We start from the raw sequence: 24,657 nt of genomic DNA on the forward strand, positions 1-24,657 counted from the left end.
TTCTCTTTCTCCATAACAGGGTCCAGATCCTTTAAGGTTTTTCATAATTCTTCCGGTAAAAGTTCACGTCCTGTTGCAGCAGATCCCGCAGTTTTAAACCCCAGGGGGTGGTGCTGCCCCAGAAACTGGGGAGGGCTGGTTCCGTGCCTTTCACAAAGGCTGCCTTAATCACCCGGGAACTGAAAGGGGTGGCCCGCAGTCCATCATCGGTGCAAATGTCGACAAAGACAATGTCTTCAGGTACAGGGAAATCATCCTTAGGTTCATCCCGTAGAGCCGCGGCCATGAACTTGGCCCAGAGCGGGGCAGCCAGCTGGCCTCCGGTGGCCCCCACCGATCTCGATTTATCATCGTAACCAATATACACGGCGGTTACCAGTTGCGGAGTGTAACCGACAAACCAGGCATCCCGGAAATAGGCGGTGGTTCCGGTTTTCCCCGCCGCCGGCCGGTCCAGGAGGGCGCCGGCCGCTGCCGCCGTGCCTCCCGGTTCAAGCACCCCTTTCAGCATGTCGGTAACAATATAGGCCGTCTTAGAGTCAAGCACCTGTTGTAGTTGAGGGCTGTTTTCTTCCAGCACCCTGCCCTTTTGGTCCAGGATTTTTGTAATCAACAAAGGTCTGGCCAGTACACCTCCATTGGCCAGGGGGCCATAGGCCCGGACCATTTCCAGCGGAGTCACCTCTGAGGTGCCCAGGGCCAGAGAAAGGTAAGGCCTCAGGGGGCTCGCAATGCCCATACGCCGGGCGTATGCGACCAGGGTCTGCGGCTTCAGGCGGTTGTTCAGTTCCACAGCCACCACATTATCCGATGTGTAGAGGGCCTCTTTAAGGGTAAAGGGCCGGTTATGATAGCCTCCGTTAAAATCCCGCGGTTGGTAAGGTGGTTGGCCCGGTATTTCGTAGCTAACCGGTTTGCACTCCAGGGTGGTGGCTGCCGTGTAGCCCCGGTCGATAGCGGCGGCATAAAGAAAAGGTTTAAAGGCCGAGCCCGGCTGATTTCTGGCCAGGGCCCGGTTAAACTGGGACCGGCTGAAATCTCTACCTCCAATCATGGCTTTCACATAACCGTTACGGGGATCATAGGCCACCAAAGCTCCTTCCAGGGCAGGGTCTTGTTGCGCCAAGCTTTCTTGAAATATTTTTTCAGCCGCTTCTTGCATATCTAAATCCAGTGTTGTATGAATATACAGCCCGCCCGTATAAGCCAGGTCCGGTTGGTCGGGAAATTTTTCCTGCAGGTATTTCACTATTTCAGCTACAAAGTAAGCGGCGCGGGTTTGCCCGGCCAGGCGGTTTTGGGGGTGCAGGGGCTTCTGCCTGGCTTCCCTGGCCTCTTCAGGAGTAATCATACCCAGTTCCACCATGCGCTGGAGAACCAGTGATTGCCTTTCCCTGGCGCCATTCAAATTGGTCGCCGGGTTATACAGGCTGGGTGCCCGCACAATTCCAGCCAGCATGGCGCTCTCACCCAGATCCAGTTCCCGGGCTGACTTATCAAAATATGTGCGGGCGGCCATTTCAATGCCGTAAGCCCCCTGGCCAAAATAAATCTGGTTCAGATACATCTGCAGTATTTCCTGTTTACTATAACGCCTTTCCAGCTGGATGGTTAACCACAATTCCTTTATTTTGCGCCTGGCGGTCCGTTCCGGGCTCAGAAACATGTTTTTGGCCAGTTGCTGGGTGATGGTGCTCCCCCCTTCCACTATTTTCCCCGCCCGAATATTATGATATAGTGCGCGCAAAAGGCCTACCGGGTCAATACCGTGGTGCTGGTAAAAGCGGGCATCTTCAATAGCCACTATGGCCTGCTGCATGTAGGGGGAGATGTCTTTTAAGGGTACCGGTATACGCTTTTGGGGAGAAAGGGTGGCAATCAGCCGCCCCTGGGCATCGAATACTTTCGAAGGGGTGGGTAATTCAGACGGCAGGGTTAGGCTTGTACATCCGGCAACCAGGCCCGCTAGAATGAGGAGCAGCAGAAGCATTCTTTTCATTCTAAAGGCACTCCCAAGGAAGGCCTCATGGCCTTTTGTTTTTTAAAAAATGGAGATACTTCCGGTTGGTATAGTATTTTATCCCATTTCAACCAGGCGCATCTACCGCTAATTTGACTCTAAAAAAAGGAAAGTGGTTTATGTACGTAGAAATGTCCTTTTCACGTTATTTTGGAGGGAACAACGTGGAAGTTTACGCCCTGGTAGGTCCCAGCGGCACCGGAAAGAGTTTCCGGGCCATTGCTACCGCTCATGAATGTGGCGCAGAATTGATCATTGACGACGGTCTTTTGATTAAAGGCAATCGAATCCTGGGGGGTATATCGGCAAAACGACAGTCAACCCGTATTGGAGCCATTAAGGCCGCCCTTTTCATGGACGAAGAGCACGCCCGGCAGGCCCGAGCGGTGTTGGAAAAGGTAAAACCGTCCCGGGTTCTAATTCTGGGCACTTCGGTGGGGATGGTGGAAAAAATTGCCGCCCGGTTGGGTCTGCCCCCGGTTTCCCGGATCATTTCCATTGAAGAAATAGCTTCTCCCCGCGAAATCCGTCAGGCCCTGACCATGCGCGCCCGGTACAGTAAACATGTCATTCCCGCTCCCACGGTGGAGGTCAAAAAAAGATTTCCAGATATATTTGCCGATTCCTTAAGGATTTTTCTGGGTCGTAAAGGTCCGCAGGGTAAGCGTAGCTGGCTGGAACAATCGGTGGTGCGCCCCACCTTTACCTATTACGGTAAACTAACCATCACCACCAGCGCTCTGGTGGCTATTGTATCCCGGGCGGCAGAAGAAGTGCCGGGAGTAAAAAGTGCTGGGCGGGTGACCGTACAAAGGTATGTGGACGGGGTAGTTATCGAGGTGCATCCGGTTTTATACTACGGTTGCGTATTAAACCAGGTGGGCCGGGAAATCCAGGTGGCGGTGAAAAGGCGGGTGGAGGAAATGACCGGCTTGATGGTCAAGTCCGTAAACATCCTGGTGCGGGAGTTGTCTTTTCCCCGGGGGAAAGAGCCGGTCTAACGGCCGGCTCTTTTTTAGGTTTTGGTAGCGAACACATGGTTGCCGATGCGGGTGACCACCGGCAGGGTACGGATCCAGCGGTCCGTGGCAGTACGTGGGTTATAGAAGAACAAAGCTCCGTTGGTCGGATCCCGCCCCGCCAGAGCCTCCAGAGCAGCATTAATGGCCATTTCATCCGGTTCCAGGTAGATGGAGCCGTCCTCCACCGGGGAAAACTGAAAGACGTTTTGATCTTTCTGAAAGATTACTTCCCGGATGGTTTTGGGAAAGCCCGGACTGGCTACCCTGTTGAGGATTACTGCCCCCACGGCCACTTGACCGGTGAAGCTTTCCCCCCGGGCTTCGGCGTGGATCAGCCTGGCCAGGAGCATAAACTCCTCCCGGGAAATACCTCCGCGGGAAAGTACTGCCGGGACGTTGTCGCTGACCCGGTCCGGTACCAGCAATACATCGCCGGGCCTGATGATGGTGTCCTTTAGTTTATTGGTGTCCATCAGTTTTGCCAGAGGTACATCGTAAACTCTGGCTATATCGTACAGGGTATCTCCTGACCTGACGGTATAGCAAAGCAGATATTTGTAGTGGGTCAGGTTGCTGCCACTACCCCAAGATGTGCTGGCTTCTACCTGTTTTCCGGCTGCAACCCAGGTTAACACAACAAAAAAGGTAACCACGCCAGCATATCTGGTTAGTTTACTGCCCATTGTGTCCTCCTTTCCGGCCACATACTATTTTAAACAGGCCGGGGAGGAATTATACACGGGCATCATTTTTGACTTTGAAAGTTTCCAAAACTTAAGCCATGAGCAAAAAGGCATTGATCACTGCCGCGGCAATGGTGCTGCCTCCTCTAGTGCCGGTTATGGTGATATAAGGAATATCAAGGGATATCAATTCTTCTTTGGATTCGGCCGCGCCCACGAAGCCCACGGGTGTTCCCACTACAAGGGCCGGTTTGGCCTGTCCGGTAGAGATCAACCGGCACAGGGTGAAAAGCGCCGTAGGAGCGTTGCCAATGGCAATGATACCCCCTTCTATTTTGGGGGCGCCCAGTTCCATGGCTACCATGGCCCGGGTAGTTCCCCTGGCCCGGGCGCGGGTAACTACCTCCGGATGGTTAATCAAACAATCTACTGCCACCCCCAGGGCTGCCAGACGATCTTTAATCAAGCCGCTGCGAACCATGTTGACATCGGTAAGGATGGGTTTTCCCGCCCTGAGGGCACTTAAACCACTTTCCACAGCCCGGGGGTGAAAACGCATGAGCTGGGCGCAAGAAAGATCGCCGGTGGTGTGCACCACCCGCTTGACAATAGCCCTTTCCCCTGCCGGCAACCTGGCTAGGTCGGGCAAATGATCCTCGATAATGCGCATGCTCTGCTCCTCAATGGCCCTAGGGTTAGTAATTAATTGCATGCTGGTCACTTACCTCCCGGATCCGTTCCATGATTATTTCGGCCAGTTTGCGGTGGGCGCCGATATTGCCGGTCATAACAATATCCATGTGGGGATAACGGGCCTTCTCCCTGGCCAGAATTTCCGGTATGTCCTCTTTCATATGCACCCCCTGCGACAGGAACAGGGGTACAACCACAACCCTTTTCATTCCCCTGGCCGCCATGGTAGCCAGAGCTGCGGGCAAGTCAGGTTGGTTGAATTGCAGGGAGGCTCCCTCCACCACATCATAGGAGCTTTCCTGGGCTACCAGCTCCTTTAAATGATGCAGGGTAATCTGGGCTTCCGGGAGGCGGCTACCGTGGGTCAAAAGAATAATACCCGTCTTCATGCCTCATGAACATCCTTTCTTCTACGGATTTTCTCCAGGAGTTCTTCACGAGTGGTTATTGCCCCGTCCTGCTCCCGGGGCCGGTTAATCACCACCACCGGCAGGGCCAGTTCCAGTGCTGCTGCTATCTTGGCATCTGTTCCCCCTACGACCCCGCTGTTTTTGGTGACTATCACCTCGGCTCCATATTGTTTGAACAGGGCGCGATTCAGTTCCAGGCTAAAGGGGCCCTGCATGGCTACAATATCGGCGGGGCTCAGTCCCAGCTGGCGGCAGCGCTGGATTACCGCAGGTTCGGGGAGTACCCGTACCACCAGGCGGCATCCATGCCGGCGGGCGGCAGTTAAAAAGATATCCAGAGTTTTGCTGCCCGTGGTAAGAAAAATTACCTTTCCCAAACATGCGGCTTGTTGAGCTGCTTCCTCATAACCGGCGGTACAATGGATCAAGGGGTGCCGGGGCAAGTTGCTTTCCCCCCGCTGGTAGCGCAGGTAAGGGATTTGTGTTTGGGCACAGGCCTGGCGGGCAATTTCCGAGACCCGCTGGGCGTAGGGGTGGGTGGCATCAACTAAAAGCTCAATGCGATGTTTTTTGATCAGGGCAACCATTTCGTCCAGGGCTAGGGGGCCGGTAATGATCTCGGCGCCGTGCCGGGCCAACAGTTCTCCGCCGTACGGCGTGGCTGCCGAGGCCAGCACAGTGTAACCGCTGGCTACCAGGTCCTGTACAATCAGGCGTCCGTCGGCGGTGCCGCTTAAGACCAGAATCATAAGGCATATCCCCTGGGTGTAACCAGAAAGTTGCCCATCCTTTGGGTCTGGTTGTTGCCAATGATCACAATGCTAAACATATCAAGGGGGTGGTCGAGCATATGTTCCAGATCCGTAATTACCACCTCTTCCCCGTCCCGGTAAGCTTTGCGAACAATCCCCACCGGTGTGCTGGCCTTTTTATGCTGGAGCAAGAGTTCCCTGGCCCGGCGGATTTGGGATGTTCTTTTGTGGCTGGCCGGGTTGTACAAAACTACCACAAAGTCCCCCTGGGCGGCCAGGGCTAGCCTTTTTTCAATTACTTCCCAGGGGGTTAGGAGGTCGCTTAAACTCATCACCACAAAGTCGTGCATCAATGGTGCGCCCAGAAGAGCTGCTGCAGCGGTAGCGGAGGTGATGCCGGGGATGATCTCAACCTCGACCTGGTCAAACAGGTTTTCCCGGTGCAAGATTTCTAAAGCCAGTCCGGCCATACCGTAAACCCCAGGATCTCCGCTGGATACCAGGGCTACCTTCTGCCCTCCCCTGGCCCGCTGAATGGCCGCGCGGCAGCGCTCAACTTCCCGGGTCATACCCGTACTGATGATTTCTTTCCCTTCCACTATAGGGGCAATGAGTTCAATATAGGTTTTGTACCCGGCAATTACGTCGGCTTCCTGCAGGGCCTTTAATGCCCTTGGACTTAAATGTTCTATACTTCCCGGTCCCGTTCCCACCACCCATAGCTTTCCTCGGCTAAGGCTACCGTCACGCCCTCCCAGCTGGTTTTGGGGAGAATCAGTTTGGCCTGGGGGGCAGCTGCCAGCAGGGCAACCGGTTCGCATACACCACCAACTCCTATTTTTCCCTGGACAAAGGATGAATGATGAAGGTTGGGTTTTTGGGCAAAAATGGAACGAATTTGTTCCCTCGTGAAACTGAACAGGGGCACACCCACCTCCCGGGCAACCAACTGCAAACCCCGTTCCTTTGCCCGCAAGTCCACCGTCGCCAGTGCCCGCAGGCTGGCGGGGCTGCGCCGGGCAAGATCCAGGGCATGCAAAAGAGCTCGTCTGACCCTTTCCGGGGCTATTTCCTTGCGGCAGCCTATGCCGGCTACCAGGTTTCGTGGCCTCAGGAAAAGGGTCTTTTCATGGGGCAACGACATCACGCGGTTGGTGATTACCACCAGCCAACCTCGCGGCCGGGTGGCGGGCAAGTCTTCCCACGGGATTAACCGCAGGCCCGGGGTTTGGGTGAGAGGGAGGGGCCGTTCGCTGCAAAGGGTGACCGTCTCACCGTTTACCAGGGCGGCATTCACCTGTTTTACGGCGGTGAATGGTTCCATGGTCAAGGCATATTTGCGGGCCAGGACGTCCACCGCGGGCAGGCCGTGTACATCGGTGGCGGTGGTGATCACCGGCACTGCCTGGAGAGCCCCGGCCAGCTGTTGGGCCAGCTCATTGGCTCCTCCCAGATGACCGCTTAGAGTGCTGATTACGAACTGTCCCCTTTCATCCATGACCACTACAGCCGGATCGGAGCGCTTATCCCTGATCAGGGGAGCAAGCAATCTCACCACAATGCCCAGGGCCATGATAAAGACCAGTCCCTGGCACCGGTAGAATTCCTCCGCCACCACCCGGGACACCGGACCGGTAAAGGGTTCCCCCTCCCCCGGGAAACGGGCGGGCCTGAACATGCGCACCTGGTGCCCCGCTTGTTGTAAATGCCGGGATACCTTTGTCGCCAGATCAATACCGTTTTTGGTAATGGCGAATACGGCAATGATCATGTCCTGCTACTCCGGTAACCATGGCAGAATTGGGGGTCATAGAGCTGCGACAACTGGTAGGGGGAGTTGAAAACATCTCCCACCAGCACCAGGGCGGTGCGGGTGATGCCTGCTTCCTTGACTTGATCAGCGATATCGGCCAGCGTACCACGCAACAACCGTTCTTCGGGCCAGGAGGCCTTTTCCACTACCAGCACCGGGGTTTGGGGGGTATAACCTCCGGCAAGCAGTTCTTCAACCACCTGATCCATCTGGTGTACGGAAAGAAAGATACACATGGTGCTTTTGTGGCGGGCCAGTTCCCTTAGTTTTTCCCGCTCGGGTACCGAGGTGCGCCCTTCCAGCCGGGTAAGGATCACGGTCTGGGTTACCCCCGGCAGGGTCAGTTCGTGGGGGATGGCGGCAGCAGCAGCTAGAAAGGAGCTCACTCCCGGCACAACCTTAAAAGGTATGCCCAGGGCTGCCAGGGCATCCATTTGTTCCTGGATGGCCCCGTACAAAGCAGGGTCACCGGTATGTAGCCGGACTACAGTTAATTGCTCCTGATGTGCTCGGCGCATCACGGCCAGCACCTCATCCCGGGTCATGGTGGCGCTGTTGTATATCTCTACTCCGGGGCGGCAATATTCCAGTATTTTCGGATTAACCAGGGAACCGGCATAAATGACCACATCGGCCTCCTGCAGCAACTTTGCTCCCTTAACGGTAATCAATTCGGGATCTCCCGGTCCGGCACCAATAAAGAAAATCACTTTTGCGTCCCCCTTGTTAACGGCCTCCCTTGTGGATGACCAGGATCGACATGTAATCAAGCTTCTGTCCGGTCAGATCGGTGACCTTCCGGCTTACCATTTGATCGGGATGACCGCAGCGGCTCACCAGGGCAGCTCGTTCGGTTAAACCCTTTTCCCGTAAGAGCTCCAACACCCGATCGAAATAACGGTTTACCTTCATGAGCACCACGTTGTCAAAGCTGTCCAGCACCTCTTCCAGGCGCTTTAGGTTATAGGCCGCTGGTATTACGGCCAGGCTTTCTTCTCCTGTGGCCAGTGGTTCTTCCAGCGCGGCCGCACAGGCGCTCATGGCGGTAATCCCCGGAATGGTTTCCACTGGCAGGTCGGGATAATTTTTTTGCAGGTAAGCCCGTACGTAGCCATAGGTGCTGTAAAACATCGGGTCACCGATGGTGACAAAGGCTACCTTCTGCCCCTCTCGTACCAGTTGGGCCACCCTTTCACCGGCCCTGGCCCAGTGCTCTTCGAGTATTTGGCGATCCCGGGACATGGGAAAGGATAACTCCAGGGTTGTAAACTGGCGCTTGATAACCTTGTTGATGATAGACAAGGCCAGGCTTTCCCGGTCGGCGGCCGATTTGGGTACACACACCAGGTCCACTTCCTGTAAAATACGGTAGGCCTTCAGGGTGAGCAACTCCGGATCCCCGGGACCAACGCCGATGCCATAAAACTTACCCGACACCCTCATCCCCCTCCTTTTGGGCAGTGATGATCCACACAGGGTTTAAAGCATGCATCAGATGATAATGGCCCCGGGATACCGTGCGGGTTACGGAAACCTGCACCACCTCTTTTCCCCAGGGAGGGCCAAGCAAAGCGAGGGCCCGGGTTAGTGTTTCCAGGGTCAGGACGTTGATGACCAGTCTTGCCCCCGGAGTAAGCCTTTCCGCCAGCAACTGGACTATCTCCCCTAATTGGCCGCCCGAGCCGCCGATGAAGACCCGGTGGGGGGGCGGGAGCGGGAGCAGTGCTTCGGGGGCACGGCCTTCCACCACCTGGATGTTCTTCAGGTCAAAGCGACGCATGTTTTCCCGGATCAACTCCAGTGCCGCAGGTTTTTGCTCTACGGCATAAACGATGCCGTCACCGATCAGCCGGGCTGCTTCGATGGCAATGGAGCCGGTGCCACTGCCAATATCCCAGACCACCTGGCCCGGTCCCAGCCGGGCCTTGGCCAGGGTGACGGCGCGAATTTCTTCCTTGGTCATGGGGATGCTCCCCCGGATAAACAGGTTATCGGGAATCCCCGGAGTCACATAGGGCCAGGCTTTTTTCATCAATGATCACCATGACGCAATTATTTTGCCCGGAAAAGTCCCGGCGGGCCAGTTCACCGGGTGTGGTTTCCAGGATTTTCTCCTCTGGATAACCCAGGTTACAACAACAAAAAACTTTTCGATCAGCTATTTTTGCCTTCAAAAGCAGGCTGGCAATGTGGTTGGGTGCAGCTCCCGGGCCGGTGAGGAGGGCTACTTTCCCCTGGTTGCGCACCAGATTAACCAGGTCCTCGACGGGCCTTCCGTGAGCACTCAAGATCAGCGCATCATGCCAGGGCATGGCCAGGCGAGCAAAGGCCAGTTGCACCGAACTGATTCCGGGGATGACCTCTAATTCCTCCGGGGTGAAATACAGGCGCAGGTAATTCAAAATTCCGTACAGTCCAGGATCACCTGAAGCTAAAACGGCTATCCCTTCCTCCCGGTGTAAGCGGATGAAATCCACCATGGCCGCAAGATTATTTTTAATGACAAAAGTTTTCTGTTCCTCCCGAGCTAAATAGGACAGGTGGCGCTGGCCGCCTACCAGTACCCGGACGCTGGCCAAAGCCCTTTGAGCGGCAGGGGTGAGATAATCCAGGTTACCCGGTCCTACGCCAATCACCTTAATTCGCGGCATCCCAGCGCCCTCCCGATTTCCCGTGCCTGACAGTCCCAACCGAGGATTTTGCCATCCAGGGTCAAAAAGACTGTTCCCACCTTTAAGCGGTGGTGGACGTACTCCATGGCCCGCTGGCTGGCCCGGCAGGCCAGCTGGTGGTAAACAGACAGGAAATTGTGTTCCGCCAGCAACTCTACCACACTCTCAATGGTGCTGGCTTCCATAATGCGGGCGATGAGGTCCCTGTCTGCACCCATCAGGGCGGCGTGGCTGGCCAGAGTTTCCCGCCGGGCGTCGGCAACGCGGCTGTGGGTATGAAAAATGCCGGCGGCTACCTTTAAAAGCTTTCCGTGGTGCCCCCAAAGCAAAACGCTGGAAAAACCTTTTTCCACACAGCTTTCCAACATAAAACCCACGAAATTGCTCATCTCCACCACGGCTTCGGCCGGGAATCCGTATCCATCCACCGCTGCTCGGACTCCCAATCGTCCCGGGGTAAGAACCACCTGATCAAAGCCTGCTGCCCTAGCCATGTCCAAAAGGGGCAGCAGGGAATTCTTAAAAGCTTCCTCGGACATGGGCCGGACTATGCCTGTAGTTCCCAGTATGGATATGCCCCCTACAATTCCCAGACGGGGGTTCAGGGTGCGTTTGGCCACCAATTCCCCCCCGGGTACGCTGATCATTAGTTCCACTCCCCATTTGGGAGGGAGAACGCCGGCCACAGCCTCCTTAATCATTTGCCGGGGAACGGGGTTAATGGCCGGTTCGCCTACGGCCACAGCCAGTCCCGGTTTGGTTACCCGCCCTACCCCAGGTCCTCCGTACAGGCGAATTCCCTCTGGGGCGGGACGGGCCTCGACCACAACGGGCAGACCGTGAGTAACGTCGGGATCATCCCCTCCGTCTTTGATCACCACTGCCCTGGTGCCGCCGGGTATTGCCTCTATCTGGTGAATGGGCACCGTTAAAGGCTGGCCCATAGGGTTGACTAAAGTGACGTGATCAGGTTTTCTACCGTGAAAAAGCAACTCCGTGGCAGCCTGGGCAGCCGCAGCGGCACAGGCTCCTGTCGTGATCCCGTTTCGTAAAGGCTTAGCCACCTTGTTCCCCCCTGAAAAAAACACGCCCGGCAAAAGTAGGGGCGTGTGGAAGTCTTTACGCCTGCTATCTTTCGCGCGAAGATAGAAAGGTCTGCCACTGGCTTTTTGCCCTTTGGTAAGGGACATGTTCCAGTGAAAGGGGCAGGCAGGTCTCCTGGCTTCCGGATCTTTGGATGCCCGCGCCTTCCCGGTCTAGCACTCACCAGTGACATCGGTTAAACCATGCCGTTACATTTTAGCTCGTCAGTGAGTGCAGGACCAGTGGCACCTTGCGGGTTCCTCCCCGGTTACAGTGGCGGGACCGCGCCGGCTTAAGCAGGATCCACCTGCTCCCCGGTCTTCCCTATTATCCCCGTTGGGGACCTGCCCCGCACATATTTAGTTTTTAACCTTCCCGGAGCCTTTCCCTGCGCTGGACCATGCGAATGTCATCTTCAACCGGCAACCGGTAAGGCCAGCACATCTGGCAAATGCGGGAAGTAGTTCTTTCTCCTAAATACTCGCCTAAATCTTCCAGGCTGATGTTGGTGGTAATGATTACGGGGAGACGGTGGTTGACGCGGTAATTTAAAATTGAATAAAGTTTATTTTTGGTCCATTCGGTGTAATTATGGGCTCCCAGATCGTCTAAAAACAATAGGGGCACTTCCCTTGCCGCATCCAGGAGATCCTTTTCCGAATAATAATCTGCACCCTGGCGGTTCTGGTCATAAGTAGAACGCAGGCGATCCAGCAAGTCCGGTACAACCACAAACAATAACAATACTTCGGTTTCCAACAGGGCGTTGGCTATGCAGGCGGCAAGGAATGTTTTTCCACTGCCCACGGGGCCGGTAATCAACAGACCGTCGATATGCCGGTCGTTCCTAAAATTACGGACGAAGTCTTGCGCCGCCTGAAAGGTGCGCCGGGCCGACTCGTAATAAGTGATTTTGCGTTCGGGATCTACCCGCAATCGCGAATAATACTTGAAGTTAAATTTGTTAAAGGTGTGGTTACGCAACCCCTCCGGTAACCCTGCTTCTTTAAAACGGTTGGCCAGGGCCCTCTGCTTGTTACACGGGCAGGGAACGGCCACGTTGTTTTTGATCACCACACCCCGATCCTCACATACAGGACAGGCCTTCACTGGCCAGCATCCTTTCCAATTAACTGAGGTATAGCGTTTTTAAAAGTGCTTTCTTCCGTTCATCCACCTTTGAAGGGGGGTGTTTGCCTGAACGCCGTTTCTTAAATTTTGCGTCATAGGCATTTATTTCTTCGACGGTACGCAGGTTGTTCTTTTTCCATTCTAGAATAATACTATCAATATACTTAAAATTATGCTTGCCCATCAGGACGGCCCGGCGTAAAGCTTCCAAAACCAGCGTGTGGTCCAGTTCCTCGGCCCACTGGCGGATTTGTTCGACCTCCATGGGAGAAACAGGTCGCCCGAATTCCTGTTCAAAGGCCCGAATGATCAGGGCAAAATCTTGCGCTCTTGTCTCTAAAGGCCTTTTTTCCAGCAGGCTACGGGTACGTTCAATTTCCTTGACCCTGATGCTGGCCCAGATCTCCGAGAGCTTTTCCAACAGCGGTTCAAAGTCAAATCCACTGAGGATTTGATCTTTACTTTCATCATAATACTGGGTTACGGCCAGAACTTCCTTTTCTATTAACCTGTTCAGGTTTTGTTGTACCCGGGTTACATCCTGGGCCGTGCACGCGGCCAAGGTGGAGGCGGAAGGAAACAGGTCCTTTTCTTCTACCTGCAACCGGAGAAGCTGAATGAGAAGGATCATTTCTTCGTCGTTTATATCAAGGTGACGGTACAAGCGGAGTAAAAGATTCGGGATGGTGGTAGTGCCCTGGAGCAACAGGTCGGCACCAAAGGCAGCGGTAATGTTCCCCTCCCGGTATCTTTTCACCGTTCTGCCATTCATCATGCTCTTCCTCCCCCGCTAGTGAATATTTTATGGTAAGGGAGGAAGTTTGTCCAGGCAGAAAAAACCGTTAAAGAGGGCAAGGTTGACGAGAAGTAAATGTATACACCGCAAAGCCCATTTCTTCTAACATTAATACCGCCTGGTCTGTATGTGCTCCCAGATCAGAAAGCCGGTGGGCATCGGAGCCCACGGTGAATATTTTGATGCCACATTCCCGGGCCTGTAAGAGGATTTCCCGGTTGGGATGAAATTCAGTCAGTCCCCGCCGCAGACTGGAGGTATTCACTTCCAGACCCATATTTCGTCGTGCCATTTCCTTAAGAATCGGTTCGACCACTCCTTTATGGGCACTTCTTAGGGTTGTACTCAGGAGGCGTTCTCCGTGGCGTCGATAAAGATCCAGGTGGCCAATACAGTCAAAAAGGTTACTTTCCACGGCTTCCTTTAAGACTTGAAAGTATTCGCCACACACTTCTTCCGCAGTGTGGGAGGAGAAGTAGATCCGGCTTTCCTCCCAGGATGATATGGATTGGTGTTCAAGGCAATGGACGGAACCCAGTACATAATCAAAGGGATAATTGTTTAAGATTTTTTCAATGGTTTTCTCACAGCCCCGTTCAAAGCCAACTTCTAGACCAGCCTTTATTTTCAGTTTCCGGTCATGCAATTGGCTACGGGCTTCCTCAATGTCCCGGAAATAATGATCAAGCCAGCCTAAATCCTCCATGGGGTGAAGCTTTCCATTTACCCGCACGAACCAGTCCAACCGGCGCCGTACCGGGTCCACTTCCAGGTGGGGGGTGAAACAGATCTCTCTCAACCCCAGTTTCAGGGCCTGCTGGCAGTACTCCAGAATGCTGTAATCTTCGGCGTCTATAGAATAGCCGGGGTGGATGTGGTAGTCCAAAAGAAGTTTCATTAAATGATCTCCGCTCCCAGAACCGTTTCCATTTGTTTTAACGCCCACCGGTGAGCTTCTTCATCGAAGCTGGCCACCCCTTTGGTATACACCACTGTCCGGTAGTCCCGGTTGCGCAGTTCTTCCACCGTATACAGGACGCAGATATTAGTACAAACCCCTACGACGTGGACTACAGCCGGATTGAGATCTTCCAGGATTTTGTTTAAATTAGTACGGAAAAAGCCACTGTAACGGGTTTTCGGCACCTTGATGGCAAAGGGGTATTCCTCCACCATTGAAGCAAGCTCATCGATGAGCCCTGCTCCCGGGGTGCCGTAAACGCAGTGGACGGGGAAACGGGAGAATTCCGGATCTTCGGGGTCATGGGCATCCATGACAAAGATTACCGGCTCCTTTTGGGCCATAAACTCTTTTACCTTTTCCACTACAAAGGGTACAATCTCCCTGCCTTTTTCGCCACAATTCAGGGCGCCGTCGGTGTCGATGAAATCCTTGAGCATGTCTATGACTATTAAAACGTTGCGGGACATAGGATCACTCCTTTTTCAAAAGACCATAATGATGATCCTTTTTAGCCAAGCCACAAAGCTAATAATATTTTAGCACATCTTAATAATCACCGGTAACTTTTTTAAATTTAAACAACTTGGACGGCTGTTCCACTGGCGGTGACCATAAGCATGCCTTCCCGGATTACTTCATAATCAAGGTCAATACCGACCACCGCGTTGGCTCCTAAACGGCGGGCTTGGGTGGCCATTTCCTCCAGGGCAATCTGGCGGGCCTGGGAGAGTTTGGCCTCATAAGCGCCGGAACGCCCACCCACAATATCGGTAATGGTGGCAAACAGATCCCGGACTATGTTGGCACCCATAATTGCCTCTCCGGTTACGATGCCCAGGTAAGCTAAAATTTTTTTCCCTTCTACATTTGGAGTGGTGGTTAAAATCATATGACAGACCTCCTTATTAAAGGGCATACAAATAAAGCAAGGCCTCCGTCAAATTATTTTTTTGATACATTAATATTCGCTGTAAGATAATCTTTATCCTTTTTCACCAGGAAAGAGTACACCATATATCAGTTTTGAGAAAAATTGACGGGTAATTCTGGATTATGGACTAACTATTGCCCTTGAAGGATAGTTTATGTTATTTTAAATTTTGCACAAGGTGTGTTGATAACAGCATTTAAACTTGAGGAGCTGGAAAAAATAGAACATGTACATTCTGAAAAAGGAGTGATCAAAGTGACGGTAAGATTGGGTATTAACGGTTTTGGGCGTATTGGACGTAATGTTTTCCGGGCTGCTCTGAACCATCCGGAGTTGGAAGTAGTAGCGGTTAATGACCTTACCGACGCCGGTACATTGGCTCATTTGCTTAAATACGATTCCGTGCATGGGATCTGCCGGGGCGAGGTGGAAGCAGTTGATGACGGTTTTATGGTTAATGGCAAGAAAGTAAAAGTGCTGGCGGAGAAGGATCCCGGTAAACTGCCCTGGGGCGAGCTGGGAGTGGATATTGTGGTGGAATCCACCGGTCGTTTTACCGCCCGGGAAGATGCTGCCAAACACCTGGAAGGTGGAGCGAAAAAGGTGTTGATTAGCGCCCCCGCAAAAAATGAGGATATTACCATTGTTATGGGTGTAAACGAGGATAAATATGATCCCGCCCAGCATAGGGTGATTTCTTGTGCCTCCTGTACTACCAACTGCCTGGCTCCCGTAGTCAAGGTGCTGCACGGGCGGTTCGGTATTATCCGGGGTTTGATGACCACCGTTCACTCCTATACCAACGACCAGCAGATTCTGGATTTGCCCCATAAAGACCTGCGTCGTGCCCGTGCTGCGGCCCTGTCCATCATTCCTACCACTACGGGTGCCGCTAAAGCAGTGGCTCTGGTTTTACCTGAATTGAGGGGCAAGCTTAACGGTATGGCCATGCGTGTACCCACCCCCAATGTCTCCGTGGTTGACCTGGTAGCCGAGCTTGCCCGGCCTACGAGCAAGGAAGAAGTCAATGCCGTTTTAAAGGAAGCGTCCCAGGGAGAACTCAAAGGAATCATGGGCTATTGCGAAGTACCCCTGGTTTCCCGGGATTTCAATGGCAACCCCCATTCATCAATTGTAGACGCTCTCTCCACCATGGTCATTGATGGTGTTTTGGTTAAAGTGGTGGCCTGGTATGATAACGAGTGGGGCTATTCCAACCGGGTGGTTGATACTGCTCTCTATTTGTCCCGGCAGGGTTTGTAAACTAGTATTTTCAGGCTTTTCCGGTGAAACAATAAAAACCCCCGCTCATTACGCGGGGGGTTAGTTTTCTCTTATTCCACTTTGGGCCGCGGGAAAAGACCGGACCGTTCCACGATTTCCGGCACCACTTCTTCCCAGGCAATGGCCATGATGTGTACGCCGTGTACGCCGGGAATGTTGCGAATATGCTTGATTTGCTCGATGCAGATCTCAATTCCCTCTCGCTTGGGATCTTCCGCTTTTTTCAGCCTTTCCACGATATCATCGGGTACAATCATGCCCGAGACGCTGGTTTGCAGGTATTTTGCCGCCCGCCAGCTTTTTAGTGGGGTGACCCCGGCCAGGATGTGTACCCGTTCGTGAATGCCCCTCTCCCGGACCATTTCCATGAAGCGCTCAAAACGCTCCATATCAAAAATACATTGGGTCTGGATAAATTCCGCACCGGCCTCCACTTTTTTCTCCAGCCGGGCCACCCGGAACTCAAAGGGATCCGCAAAGGGGTTGGCCACCGCTCCAATGAAGAAGCGGGGCTCATGCTCTTTGATGGGTTCGCCGGAGAAGAACATCTTTTCATCCCGCATGCGGCGCATCAAGTAGATTAGTTGTATGGAGTCAACATCGTAGACGTTTTTAGCCGAGGGTTCATTGCCAAATTTCTGATGGTCGCCCGACAGGCAGAGCAGGTTCCGGACGCCCAGACTGTAGGCACCCAGCAGATCGCTTTGGATGGCAATGCGGTTTCTGTCCCGGCAGGTCATTTGCACAATTGGCTCCAGACCGCAATCAAGGATATGCACGGCAGAAGCAATGCTGGAGAGCCTTACGATAGCCGTTTGGCAATCAGTAATGTTGGTTGCATCCACGTAGTCCTTCAACATGTGGGCATGGTGGCGGATGCCATGGGCGGACGCATGCTTGGGCGGCCCGATTTCCGCGGTCACCGCAAAGTGGCCGCTGTCAAGGAGCTTTTGCAGTTTGCTTTCTGTTTTCACCCGATCATCACATCCTCCCTGATGGCTTTACGCGGCCCTCCGTCACGGGACTTGGACCAATCCTTGGGCGGCTGAATTTCAAGCAATTTGTCCAGCTTGCCCAGAGCTTTCATGCGGTCGTAGATCAGTTGCCACGCACAGTCCACATCTTTGCTGATCTCACACTTGCCGTACTGGGAGCCGCCACAGGGACCGTTTAAGATGCTCTTGGAGCAGCGGATAATGGGGCAGATACCACCGGTGCGGTGGAGGATGCAGTCACCGCAAAGACCGCACCTTTCTTCCCACACGCCGTGGGCCGTGGAACCACCCACAAACATGGTGTTCTGGGCAGGTACCACCCACTTGTCATGAAACCGCTCGGCGAGGTACTGTACGCCCACTCCACAGGCAAGGGAAACTACGGCATCGACGTCTTTAACCAGATTTTCCAGGGTCTCAATGTATTCCGGGTCGCACTGCCTGGTGGCGGTATAGGTAACTGTTTCCAGGGGGTTGCCCTGTAACCGGCGCATGATGCGCAGGGATGAAGCTAAAACTTCCGTTTCTTTCTCGCCCCCCGACAGGCAAACGGTAACACAACCGGCACAGCCAACCAGGAGGACCTTTTTGCAGTCAGCAATCATTGCGGCAATATCTTTAATTGGCTTTTGTTGTGCTATGATCATGCTACGTCACCTTCTTTCTCCGTGGTCTCTGCACTTTGTTTTTTAAGGGGATTGGGGCCCAGGCGGCGGATACGTTCGGTCATCTCGTTGGCTATTTCCGCAAAACGGGGTCCCATGGCCGCCGAAAGGTTGTACATTTCCAGGCGTTCGCCACCCATTCCAATTTCATCGAGCAGTTTTTTAACCGCATTTACCCGCTTCTTGGCGCGATAGTTTCCTTTTTGGAAGTGACAGTCGCCTTCCATGCAGCCGGCAACAAACACGCCGTCGGCGCCATCTTCAAAGGCCTGCAGGAGCACCCGGTGATCGATAGTGCCCGAGCAGGGCATTTCGACAATGCGAATGTTTGGAGAATATTGCAATCGCATCGAACCTGCCAGGTCCGCTGCAGAATAGGCTCAGTAGTGGCAGCAAAAGGCTACGATTTTAGGCTCAAATTCCCCCACTGGTTACACCTCCCTGAATAAGGCTTTGCTCATGGACATTTGCATATGGTCTTTATAACCCTGGAGGGTGATGGCCTTGTTGGGACATTCTCCGGCGCAGGTGCCGCAGCCCTGGCAGAGTAATGGTTCAATCTCGGCGGCGTAATTTCTAATTTTCGGCGCGTTGTAGGGACAGAGTCTGACACATGTGAGGCAGGCAGCACATTTATCCTGCTGCACCACTGCTACCACACCGTGGGATTCCAGATGATCCTTGCTGAGAATGGTAGATGCCCTACCCGCCGCCGCTTTGGCCTGGGCAATGTTTTCCTCCAGATTTTTCGGCCCATGGGCCAAACCGGCCATGAAAATACCTTCAGAAGTGAAGTCTACCGGCCGTAACTTCATGTGGGCTTCCAGGAAGAAGCCGTCTTCGTTCAAAGGCACCTTAAAGAGCTGGCTCAGCTGGCGGTTGCTTTCAGGCGCCACGATAGCTGCTGCCAGTCCGATTACATCGGCCTCAATGACTACCGGTACACCCAGGACGTGGTCGGTTACGGTAACCTTTAGCGAGCCGTCTTCCTTTTCAACCAGCGGCTTGTTCTCAAGATTGTAACGGATGAAAAACACGCCCTTGCGGCGAGCTTCCTGGTAATAGTCCTCCAGGAAACCATAGGTGCGGATGTCCCGGTAGAGCACGAATACGTTGGCTGATGGATTCTTTTCCTTGAGCTTTAAGGCCAGCTTGACGGATTTGCCGCAGCATACCCGGCTGCAGTAGGGGCGCTCGGGTTCCCGGGAGCCGACGCACTGGATGAGCACAAATGTCTTGGCGTTCTCAATGCGCGGGTCTCCCGCTACCAGGGCTTCTTCCAGCTCCAGCTGGGTAAATACCCGGTCACTTTCGCCATAAAGATATTCCGTGGGTTTATATTCCACACCGCCCGTGGCGATAATGACCACGCCATGTTGCAGTTCTTTGCCGTTTGTCAGGGTGGTGATGAAATTGCCCACATAACCGGCTACGGCTTGAATTTCTGTGCCTGCGTGAACCTCGATGTTGGGGTGGGACATCACTTTGGCCACAAGATCGTTTAAGAAGGACTGTACCTCCTCACCCTTTAACCCGTGTCTGATGCGCCGGGCCACTCCGCCCAATTGCTGCTCTTTTTCCACCAGGTGTACCCGGTAACCCAAATCGGCCAATGAAAGGGCACTGGTCATGCCCGATACGCCGCCGCCAATGACCAGGGCGGCTTTGGTCACGCCGGCCGCGACCTGGGGAATCGGCTCCAGGAGGGCAGCCTTGGCCACCACCATTTTTACCAGGTCCTTGGCTTTTTCTGTGGCCTTGTCAGGTTCATGCATGTGTACCCAGGAGCACTGGTCACGGATGTTGGCCATTTCAAACAGCGCCCGGTTTAAACCGGCTTCCCGGACGGTTTCCTGGAAGAGGGGCTTGTGGGTTCGCGGACTGCACGAGGCAACCACTACCCGGTTCAGGCCGTATTCTTCAATGATTTGTTTCATGGCCGCCTGGCTGTCCTGGGAGCACGCGTAGAGATATTCGCCGGCATAAACCACGTTGGGCAGATTCCTGGCCATTTCCACCACTTCGGGTACATTAACCACACTGCCAATGTTTACACCGCAGTGGCAGACAAAGACACCAATACGCGGTGCCTGCCCGCTCACATCCTTTTCCGGCGGAAATTCCTTTTCTTTCACCAGGGTACCCCGGGCTTCCGCCAGGAGGCTGGCCGAGGCGCCGGCGGCAGCGCTGGCCTGCATGACCGTTTCCGGGATGTCTTTGGGTGCGCTAAAGGCACCGGCTACGAAAATACCCGGTTTGTTTGTCCCTACACCGGTAAGGGGGGCGGGTTCCGCAAATCCGTATTTGTTCAGTGTAAGCCCCAGCTTCCGGCATAATTCCATGACGCCCGGGGAGGGTTCAAGGCCAACGGACAGAACAACCAGATCAAACTCTTCTTCACTGATAGTGCCATCTTCATTAGCGTAGCGGATGCGTAGATTTTTACTTTCGTCTTCCACTTCCGAAATTTCATAAATCCGTGAACGAATAAACCTGACTCCTTGTTCGTCCTTGGCCCGGTTGTAATACTTCTCAAAACCCTTGCCATAGGTGCGCATGTCCATGTAAAAGATGGTGGTCTCCAGGGGCTCTTTGCTATGTTCCTTAGCAATAACCGCTTCCTTGATGGCATACATGCAGCATACCGAGGAGCAATAACCGTGGTCTATCCGGCAGTTTCGGGACCCCACGCACTGAATCCAGGCAATGCGCCGGGGTTCTTTTTTATCATAGGGTCTAACCAGATGTCCCTGGAAGGGACCGGAAGCGCTTAGAATGCGTTCAAATTCCAAACTGGTCAAAACATTGGGATATTTACCGTAACCATAATAGGTTAGTTGGGAGGGGTCAAACTTCTGAAATCCCGGGCAGAGAACCACCGCCCCCACATTCAGCTCAATGGTTTCCTCTTCCATGGAATGGTCGATGGCGCCGGCCTGGCAGGCTTCCTCGCAGGCACCGCACTCAATGCAGTTTTCCTTATCTATGACATAGGCGTTGGGAAAAGCCTGGGCATAAGGTTTATAAATGGCCTTGCGCTCCCCGATCCCCTGGTCGAACTCCGAAGGGACATCAATGGGGCAGGCTTCGGCGCATTCGCCACATCCCTTACATTTATCCACATCGACGTAGCGGGGGCGTTGACGGATGATTACGGTAAAATTCCCCGGCTCGCCCTGCACGTCCACCACATCTGCGCAGGTGTAGGTTTTGATATTCAGGTGACGGCCGCATTCCACCAGTTTGGGGGAAAGGATGCACATGGAACAGTCGTTGGTGGGAAAGGTCTTATCCAGCATGGGCATGGTGCCGCCAATGGCCGGAGAACTTTCTACCAGGTAGACCAAGTAGCCCGATTCGGCAAGATCCAGGGAGGCCTGGATGCCGGCGATACCCGCTCCCACCACCAGTACCGACCCTGCTTTGTTAGCGCTCATTAAACATCACATCCGTCCTTTCAAAATGGAGGTGGTAATACTCACCCCTGCAGGCCGGCCCAGGGGTTAACTTTGCCGGGGGCAGAGGTGGGTGTATTCGGCGTGGTCTAAACTTTGGGCTTTTTTTCGGGCATAATCAAGGCTCTTTCAACAATGCTACAGATATGTTCCATCTTCATGCCCAGCTTGTAATGTTTGTTGAGGTCGTTGAACTGGTCCATGCAGTTGTGGCAGGGAATAGCCACAATTTTAGCTCCTGTGGCCAAAAGCTGGTCCACCTTGCGCTTGCCCTTAATTAAACGCTGTTCCGTATATTCAGGCATGGCCAGAGCACCGCCTCCGGCACCGCAGCAATAATTCCACCGGCCGTTGGGAAACATTTCCCGGAAGTCCATTACTGCAGCCTTCAATACCCGGCGCTGCGGTTCTACTACCCCTTCCTTGCGCACCAGGTTGCAGGGATCATGGAGAGTGACCGGTTCGGGGTTCTTGGTGGGGTCCAGCTTAATCCGCCCTTGCTGGATCCACTCGTCCAAGACCTCCAGAATGCTGCGGATGGGGAACTGCGGTCCCTTCCAGAAGGTGCGGTAACCCCAGCGTACGGAACGGAAGGCGTGGCCGCATTCAGTAACAACCAATTCCTTGGTCTTTAGCCGTACCACTTCCTGAAGCATTGGTTCAGTGATTTTCCAGAAATCTTCGTCCTTACCACTGAAAAGGGCCAGGTTAGTGGCATCCCACTTTTGGGAGCTCAGGGTATAATTGGCCCCGGCGGCATAGAAAATCTTCAGGATGTTCTGCAACTCGTTGGGGTAATACTTTACCTCCCGGGCGTTGAAGCCAAAGAGAAAGTCGGCTCCCTCCACATCAATAGGAATGCGATAATCAGGATCACCCAGTTCAGCCTGCAGTTCTTCCTGGAGCCACTCCAGTGTTTCCATGTATTCATCGGGCTGTACATCCATCTGGTTGCCGGACCTGATGGTGTCGTCAACCACCTTTTGGAGGAAACCTGGTGAATCGGTGCGGAAATTGCCGCGAATGGCCCTGGTAACGGCAGCAATGTTCACGCACATGGGGCACTCCACCGTACACCGTTCACACATGGTGCAGTACCAGATGAAGGGATCTCTTAGAATTTCTTCCCGCATCCCCAGGATTACCTTGCGCAGCATTTTGCGGGGATCATTATCGGGGTGCAGGTCGGAGAAAGCGCAACCGGCCGTACACGCACCGCAGGCTAAACAGTTGGCAAAGTCCAAACTTTTCATCTTTTCCGCTAACTCATCCCGAAAAGTGGGATCCAGTTCTGCGGCCACGATGGCTTTCATATTAGGAACCCTCCCCTCTGGGGCTTTTTGATTGACCATCCCACATACACAACCCTGCGGTCTTGCGCCGGTCTTACCTTTAAGCCGGCGCAAGACCGGGGTTGTTTTTATCTTTCTAGTATTCGTTAGGCAACTGGTTAAGTTGTGCCCGGGTAAAGATCGGACCATCTTTACAGACGTATTTATTGCCCACGTTACACCGACCGCACATGCCGATGCCGCATTTCATCCGGTTTTCCAGGGACATGATGATCTGCTCGGGGGCAAAGCCCAGTTCCTCGAGCACTGGCATGGTGAACTTAATCATTACTGGTGGGCCGCAAATTACCGCGTACGCATTTTCCGCGCTAGGAGCTACTTCCTTGGTTACTGTCGGTACAAAACCCACCCGGCCGTTCCATCCCTCTACCGGGCGGTCAATGGTGCAGACGAGATTAATGTCCGGACGCTTTTCCCATTCGGCCAGCTCGTCCTTGTAGAGCAAGAGGCCAGGGTTGCGGGCGCCATAAATTACCGTCAGTTCTCCGTAGTCTCCCCTGTGGTCGGGATGGAGAATGTAGGTAATCAGCGATCTTAATGTGGTGAAGGCAAAGCCACCGCCAATTACTACCAGGTTCTTGCCCTTAAACTCCTCTATGGGATAGTTGTTGCCCAGTGGTCCCCGCACACCCAGGACGGTGCCTTCAGGGAGTTGGTGTAGGGTTGTGGTCACCACGCCTACTTTGGCCACCGAGAACTTCAGGTGCCCGGGTTCTGTGGGTGAAGAGGCAATGCCGAAGGGAGCTTCACCTACACCAAAAACGGATACCTCGGCAAATTGGCCGGGTAAATACTGGAATAGCTTCTCGTCTTCTTCATTTAGGAACTCCAGGGTAAAGGTATGAATAAGCTTGTCCTCGGTTTCCACAAAGTTTTTAACTAGCCGCATGGGAAGTGGAAGATAGGGGTTTTTCATTGCTTATCAGACCTCACTTCCGAACCCTGGATCTCCGCTAACACTTCCCGGATGTCCAGATTAACAGGGCAGTTTATAATGCACCTGCCGCAGCCTACACAGGCTATGGCGTTGAAATTGTCCACGAAGTACTTGAATTTATGCATGACCCTTTGCCGGAACCGTTCCTTACCCGTTGGGCGCGGGTTGTGGCCGGAGCCGTGGAGGGTAAAGAGCGGGAACATGCAGGCATCCCAATTGCGTATCCGGCAGCCTTCGTTTCCCTCAGCCTCGTCTACAATGTCAAAGCAGTGGCACGTAGGACAGGTGTAAGTGCAGGCGGCACACCCCAAGCATTTTTCATGGATCAGGTCCCAGATGGGGTCATAGAAAATAACATCTAACTTGGACTTTAGCCCTTCCAGATTAACTTGGGTAGAGAGCGCCGCACCTTCTTTCACTCTTCGGGCAGCTTCCTGCGCCTCCTGGTCGGCGGCGGGCAGCTCCAATCCGGAAAGCAATTCTCGACCCCTGTCCGTTAGCACCTCTACCACGTATCGGTCACCGATGTCCACCAGCAAGAGGTCTAAGCCTTCGGTGGCAAAAGGACCTCCACCCAGGGAAGTGCAAAAGCAGGTGGCTGCCGGTTGATTACAACCAAGACCTACCAGTACGGTATTGTTTCTTCTTGTCAGGTAGTAAGGATCATGATATTTGTCACTGTTAAAGACTCCGTCCAGAAGGAGAAAGCTTTTGGCGTCGCAGGGCCTTAAGCCAACGATAATTTTTTTGCTTTCATCAATTTGTTCTGTTAATTGAACGCCACCGTTTTCATAGCGATAGCAAAAGAGTTTTTCCGAACGTGGAAAGAGAACCTCTTTTGGGGGAACCTTGGAGTTGGTATAATTCAAGGTTACCTGGTCGCCAGAGTTAATTTTTTTAAAGCAGAAATAGTCATCCTCTTTTACAGGTGCATATACCTGATAAACTTGTATTAACTGATTTAGCCAATCGGTAAACTGGCCTTTATTGACAAGCAAC

26 protein-coding genes and 1 riboswitch are annotated in these 24,657 nt (G+C 53.5%); of the genes, 2 read left to right on the top strand and 24 right to left on the bottom strand.

Features of this window, described 5'->3' with window-relative positions; genetic code table 11:
- Positions 1-31 precede the first annotated feature (31 nt).
- Positions 32-1,999: a transglycosylase domain-containing protein gene (locus BUA65_RS04690; RefSeq protein ID WP_072867601.1), complete on the bottom strand. Its 1,968-nt coding sequence runs from the start codon at positions 1,997-1,999 to the stop codon at positions 32-34.
- A gap of 185 nt (positions 2,000-2,184) precedes the next feature.
- On the opposite strand from BUA65_RS04690, the gene BUA65_RS04695 reads away from it, so the two are divergent.
- The gene (locus tag BUA65_RS04695) at positions 2,185-3,021 is read left to right on the top strand and encodes an Asp23/Gls24 family envelope stress response protein (protein ID WP_072867603.1); all 837 of its coding nucleotides are present in this window, start codon (positions 2,185-2,187) and stop codon (positions 3,019-3,021) included.
- A 14-nt stretch (positions 3,022-3,035) separates the two neighbouring features.
- Here BUA65_RS04695 and BUA65_RS04700 read toward each other — a convergent pair whose 3' ends face one another.
- The 16 genes from BUA65_RS04700 to BUA65_RS04775 all read right to left on the bottom strand — a co-directional run bounded on the left by BUA65_RS04700 (position 3,036) and on the right by BUA65_RS04775 (position 14,928).
- A complete protein-coding gene (locus tag BUA65_RS04700) occupies positions 3,036-3,725 on the bottom strand; it encodes a cell wall hydrolase (protein WP_072867605.1) in 690 nt (229 codons plus the stop codon).
- A gap of 91 nt (positions 3,726-3,816) precedes the next feature.
- Positions 3,817-4,437: a precorrin-8X methylmutase gene (locus BUA65_RS04705; RefSeq protein WP_072867607.1), complete on the bottom strand. Its 621-nt coding sequence runs from the start codon at positions 4,435-4,437 to the stop codon at positions 3,817-3,819.
- Positions 4,421-4,807, bottom strand: a complete 387-nt coding sequence (locus BUA65_RS04710; protein ID WP_072867609.1) for a sirohydrochlorin chelatase — start codon at positions 4,805-4,807, stop codon at positions 4,421-4,423. The genes BUA65_RS04705 and BUA65_RS04710 overlap by 17 nt, the downstream gene beginning before the upstream one ends.
- Positions 4,804-5,577 (bottom strand): precorrin-6A reductase, encoded by a 774-nt coding sequence (gene cobK / locus BUA65_RS04715; RefSeq protein ID WP_072867611.1) that lies wholly within the window; start codon positions 5,575-5,577, stop codon positions 4,804-4,806. Before cobK ends, BUA65_RS04710 begins: the two co-directional genes overlap by 4 nt.
- The gene (gene cobJ, locus BUA65_RS04720) at positions 5,574-6,296 is read right to left on the bottom strand and encodes a precorrin-3B C(17)-methyltransferase (protein WP_072867613.1); all 723 of its coding nucleotides are present in this window, start codon (positions 6,294-6,296) and stop codon (positions 5,574-5,576) included. The genes cobK and cobJ overlap by 4 nt, the downstream gene beginning before the upstream one ends.
- A complete protein-coding gene (locus BUA65_RS04725; RefSeq protein ID WP_072867614.1) occupies positions 6,269-7,351 on the bottom strand; it encodes a cobalt-precorrin 5A hydrolase in 1,083 nt (360 codons plus the stop codon). Before BUA65_RS04725 ends, cobJ begins: the two co-directional genes overlap by 28 nt.
- Positions 7,348-8,103, bottom strand: a complete 756-nt coding sequence (gene cobM, locus BUA65_RS04730; RefSeq protein WP_072867616.1) for a precorrin-4 C(11)-methyltransferase — start codon at positions 8,101-8,103, stop codon at positions 7,348-7,350. The genes BUA65_RS04725 and cobM overlap by 4 nt, the downstream gene beginning before the upstream one ends.
- Positions 8,104-8,119: 16 nt before the next feature.
- Positions 8,120-8,830: a precorrin-2 C(20)-methyltransferase gene (gene cobI, locus BUA65_RS04735; protein WP_072867618.1), complete on the bottom strand. Its 711-nt coding sequence runs from the start codon at positions 8,828-8,830 to the stop codon at positions 8,120-8,122.
- On the bottom strand, positions 8,820-9,425 hold the full coding sequence (gene cbiT, locus BUA65_RS04740; protein ID WP_072867620.1) for a precorrin-6Y C5,15-methyltransferase (decarboxylating) subunit CbiT: 606 nt from the start codon (positions 9,423-9,425) through the stop codon (positions 8,820-8,822). Before cbiT ends, cobI begins: the two co-directional genes overlap by 11 nt.
- A complete protein-coding gene (cbiE, locus tag BUA65_RS04745; protein WP_072867622.1) occupies positions 9,382-10,044 on the bottom strand; it encodes a precorrin-6y C5,15-methyltransferase (decarboxylating) subunit CbiE in 663 nt (220 codons plus the stop codon). The genes cbiT and cbiE overlap by 44 nt, the downstream gene beginning before the upstream one ends.
- The gene (cbiD, locus tag BUA65_RS04750; RefSeq protein ID WP_084062070.1) at positions 10,026-11,129 is read right to left on the bottom strand and encodes a cobalt-precorrin-5B (C(1))-methyltransferase CbiD; all 1,104 of its coding nucleotides are present in this window, start codon (positions 11,127-11,129) and stop codon (positions 10,026-10,028) included. The genes cbiE and cbiD overlap by 19 nt, the downstream gene beginning before the upstream one ends.
- Positions 11,130-11,256: 127 nt before the next feature.
- Positions 11,257-11,511: riboswitch (cobalamin riboswitch) on the bottom strand.
- Between the two features lie 3 nt (positions 11,512-11,514).
- A complete protein-coding gene (locus BUA65_RS04755; protein WP_072867623.1) occupies positions 11,515-12,258 on the bottom strand; it encodes an ATP-binding protein in 744 nt (247 codons plus the stop codon).
- Positions 12,259-12,277: 19 nt separating this feature from the next.
- Complete coding sequence (locus tag BUA65_RS04760; RefSeq protein WP_072867625.1) at positions 12,278-13,054, bottom strand: DnaD domain-containing protein; 777 nt, start codon at positions 13,052-13,054, stop codon at positions 12,278-12,280.
- A 67-nt stretch (positions 13,055-13,121) separates the two neighbouring features.
- Entirely contained in the window at positions 13,122-13,973 is an 852-nt protein-coding gene (locus BUA65_RS04765) for a histidinol-phosphatase (RefSeq protein ID WP_072867627.1), read from the bottom strand.
- Positions 13,973-14,506, bottom strand: a complete 534-nt coding sequence (locus tag BUA65_RS04770; protein WP_072867629.1) for a cysteine hydrolase family protein — start codon at positions 14,504-14,506, stop codon at positions 13,973-13,975. The genes BUA65_RS04765 and BUA65_RS04770 overlap by 1 nt, the downstream gene beginning before the upstream one ends.
- Before the next feature lie 107 nt (positions 14,507-14,613).
- A complete protein-coding gene (locus BUA65_RS04775; protein ID WP_013822571.1) occupies positions 14,614-14,928 on the bottom strand; it encodes a YbjQ family protein in 315 nt (104 codons plus the stop codon).
- A gap of 297 nt (positions 14,929-15,225) precedes the next feature.
- Here BUA65_RS04775 and gap point away from each other — a divergent pair, with 297 nt between their 5' ends.
- Complete coding sequence (gene gap / locus BUA65_RS04780) at positions 15,226-16,233, top strand: type I glyceraldehyde-3-phosphate dehydrogenase (protein WP_072867676.1); 1,008 nt, start codon at positions 15,226-15,228, stop codon at positions 16,231-16,233.
- 71 nt (positions 16,234-16,304) lie between these two features.
- Here the strand turns inward: gap and BUA65_RS04785 are convergent, their stop codons facing one another.
- From BUA65_RS04785 to BUA65_RS04815, 7 genes are all read right to left on the bottom strand, one after another.
- Positions 16,305-17,228 (bottom strand): methylenetetrahydrofolate reductase, encoded by a 924-nt coding sequence (locus tag BUA65_RS04785; RefSeq protein WP_072867631.1) that lies wholly within the window; start codon positions 17,226-17,228, stop codon positions 16,305-16,307.
- Complete coding sequence (locus BUA65_RS04790; protein ID WP_072867632.1) at positions 17,225-17,896, bottom strand: methylenetetrahydrofolate reductase C-terminal domain-containing protein; 672 nt, start codon at positions 17,894-17,896, stop codon at positions 17,225-17,227. Before BUA65_RS04790 ends, BUA65_RS04785 begins: the two co-directional genes overlap by 4 nt.
- Positions 17,893-18,342 (bottom strand): hydrogenase iron-sulfur subunit, encoded by a 450-nt coding sequence (locus tag BUA65_RS04795; protein ID WP_084062071.1) that lies wholly within the window; start codon positions 18,340-18,342, stop codon positions 17,893-17,895. Before BUA65_RS04795 ends, BUA65_RS04790 begins: the two co-directional genes overlap by 4 nt.
- A 3-nt stretch (positions 18,343-18,345) precedes the next feature.
- The gene (locus BUA65_RS04800) at positions 18,346-21,351 is read right to left on the bottom strand and encodes a CoB--CoM heterodisulfide reductase iron-sulfur subunit A family protein (RefSeq protein ID WP_072867634.1); all 3,006 of its coding nucleotides are present in this window, start codon (positions 21,349-21,351) and stop codon (positions 18,346-18,348) included.
- A 107-nt stretch (positions 21,352-21,458) separates the two neighbouring features.
- A complete protein-coding gene (locus tag BUA65_RS04805) occupies positions 21,459-22,682 on the bottom strand; it encodes a (Fe-S)-binding protein (protein WP_072867636.1) in 1,224 nt (407 codons plus the stop codon).
- A gap of 115 nt (positions 22,683-22,797) precedes the next feature.
- Positions 22,798-23,637 carry an FAD/NAD(P)-binding protein gene (locus BUA65_RS04810; protein ID WP_072867638.1) on the bottom strand — a complete coding sequence of 280 codons (840 nt, stop codon included), beginning with the start codon at positions 23,635-23,637 and terminating at the stop codon, positions 22,798-22,800.
- Positions 23,634-24,656, bottom strand: a complete 1,023-nt coding sequence (locus BUA65_RS04815) for a 4Fe-4S dicluster domain-containing protein (protein WP_072867678.1) — start codon at positions 24,654-24,656, stop codon at positions 23,634-23,636. Before BUA65_RS04815 ends, BUA65_RS04810 begins: the two co-directional genes overlap by 4 nt.
- Between the last annotated feature and the right edge of the window lies 1 nt (position 24,657).

Source organism: Desulfofundulus thermosubterraneus DSM 16057, from assembly GCF_900142025.1.
In the GTDB taxonomy this organism is placed as follows: Bacteria; Bacillota; Desulfotomaculia; order Desulfotomaculales; family Desulfovirgulaceae; genus Desulfofundulus; species Desulfofundulus thermosubterraneus.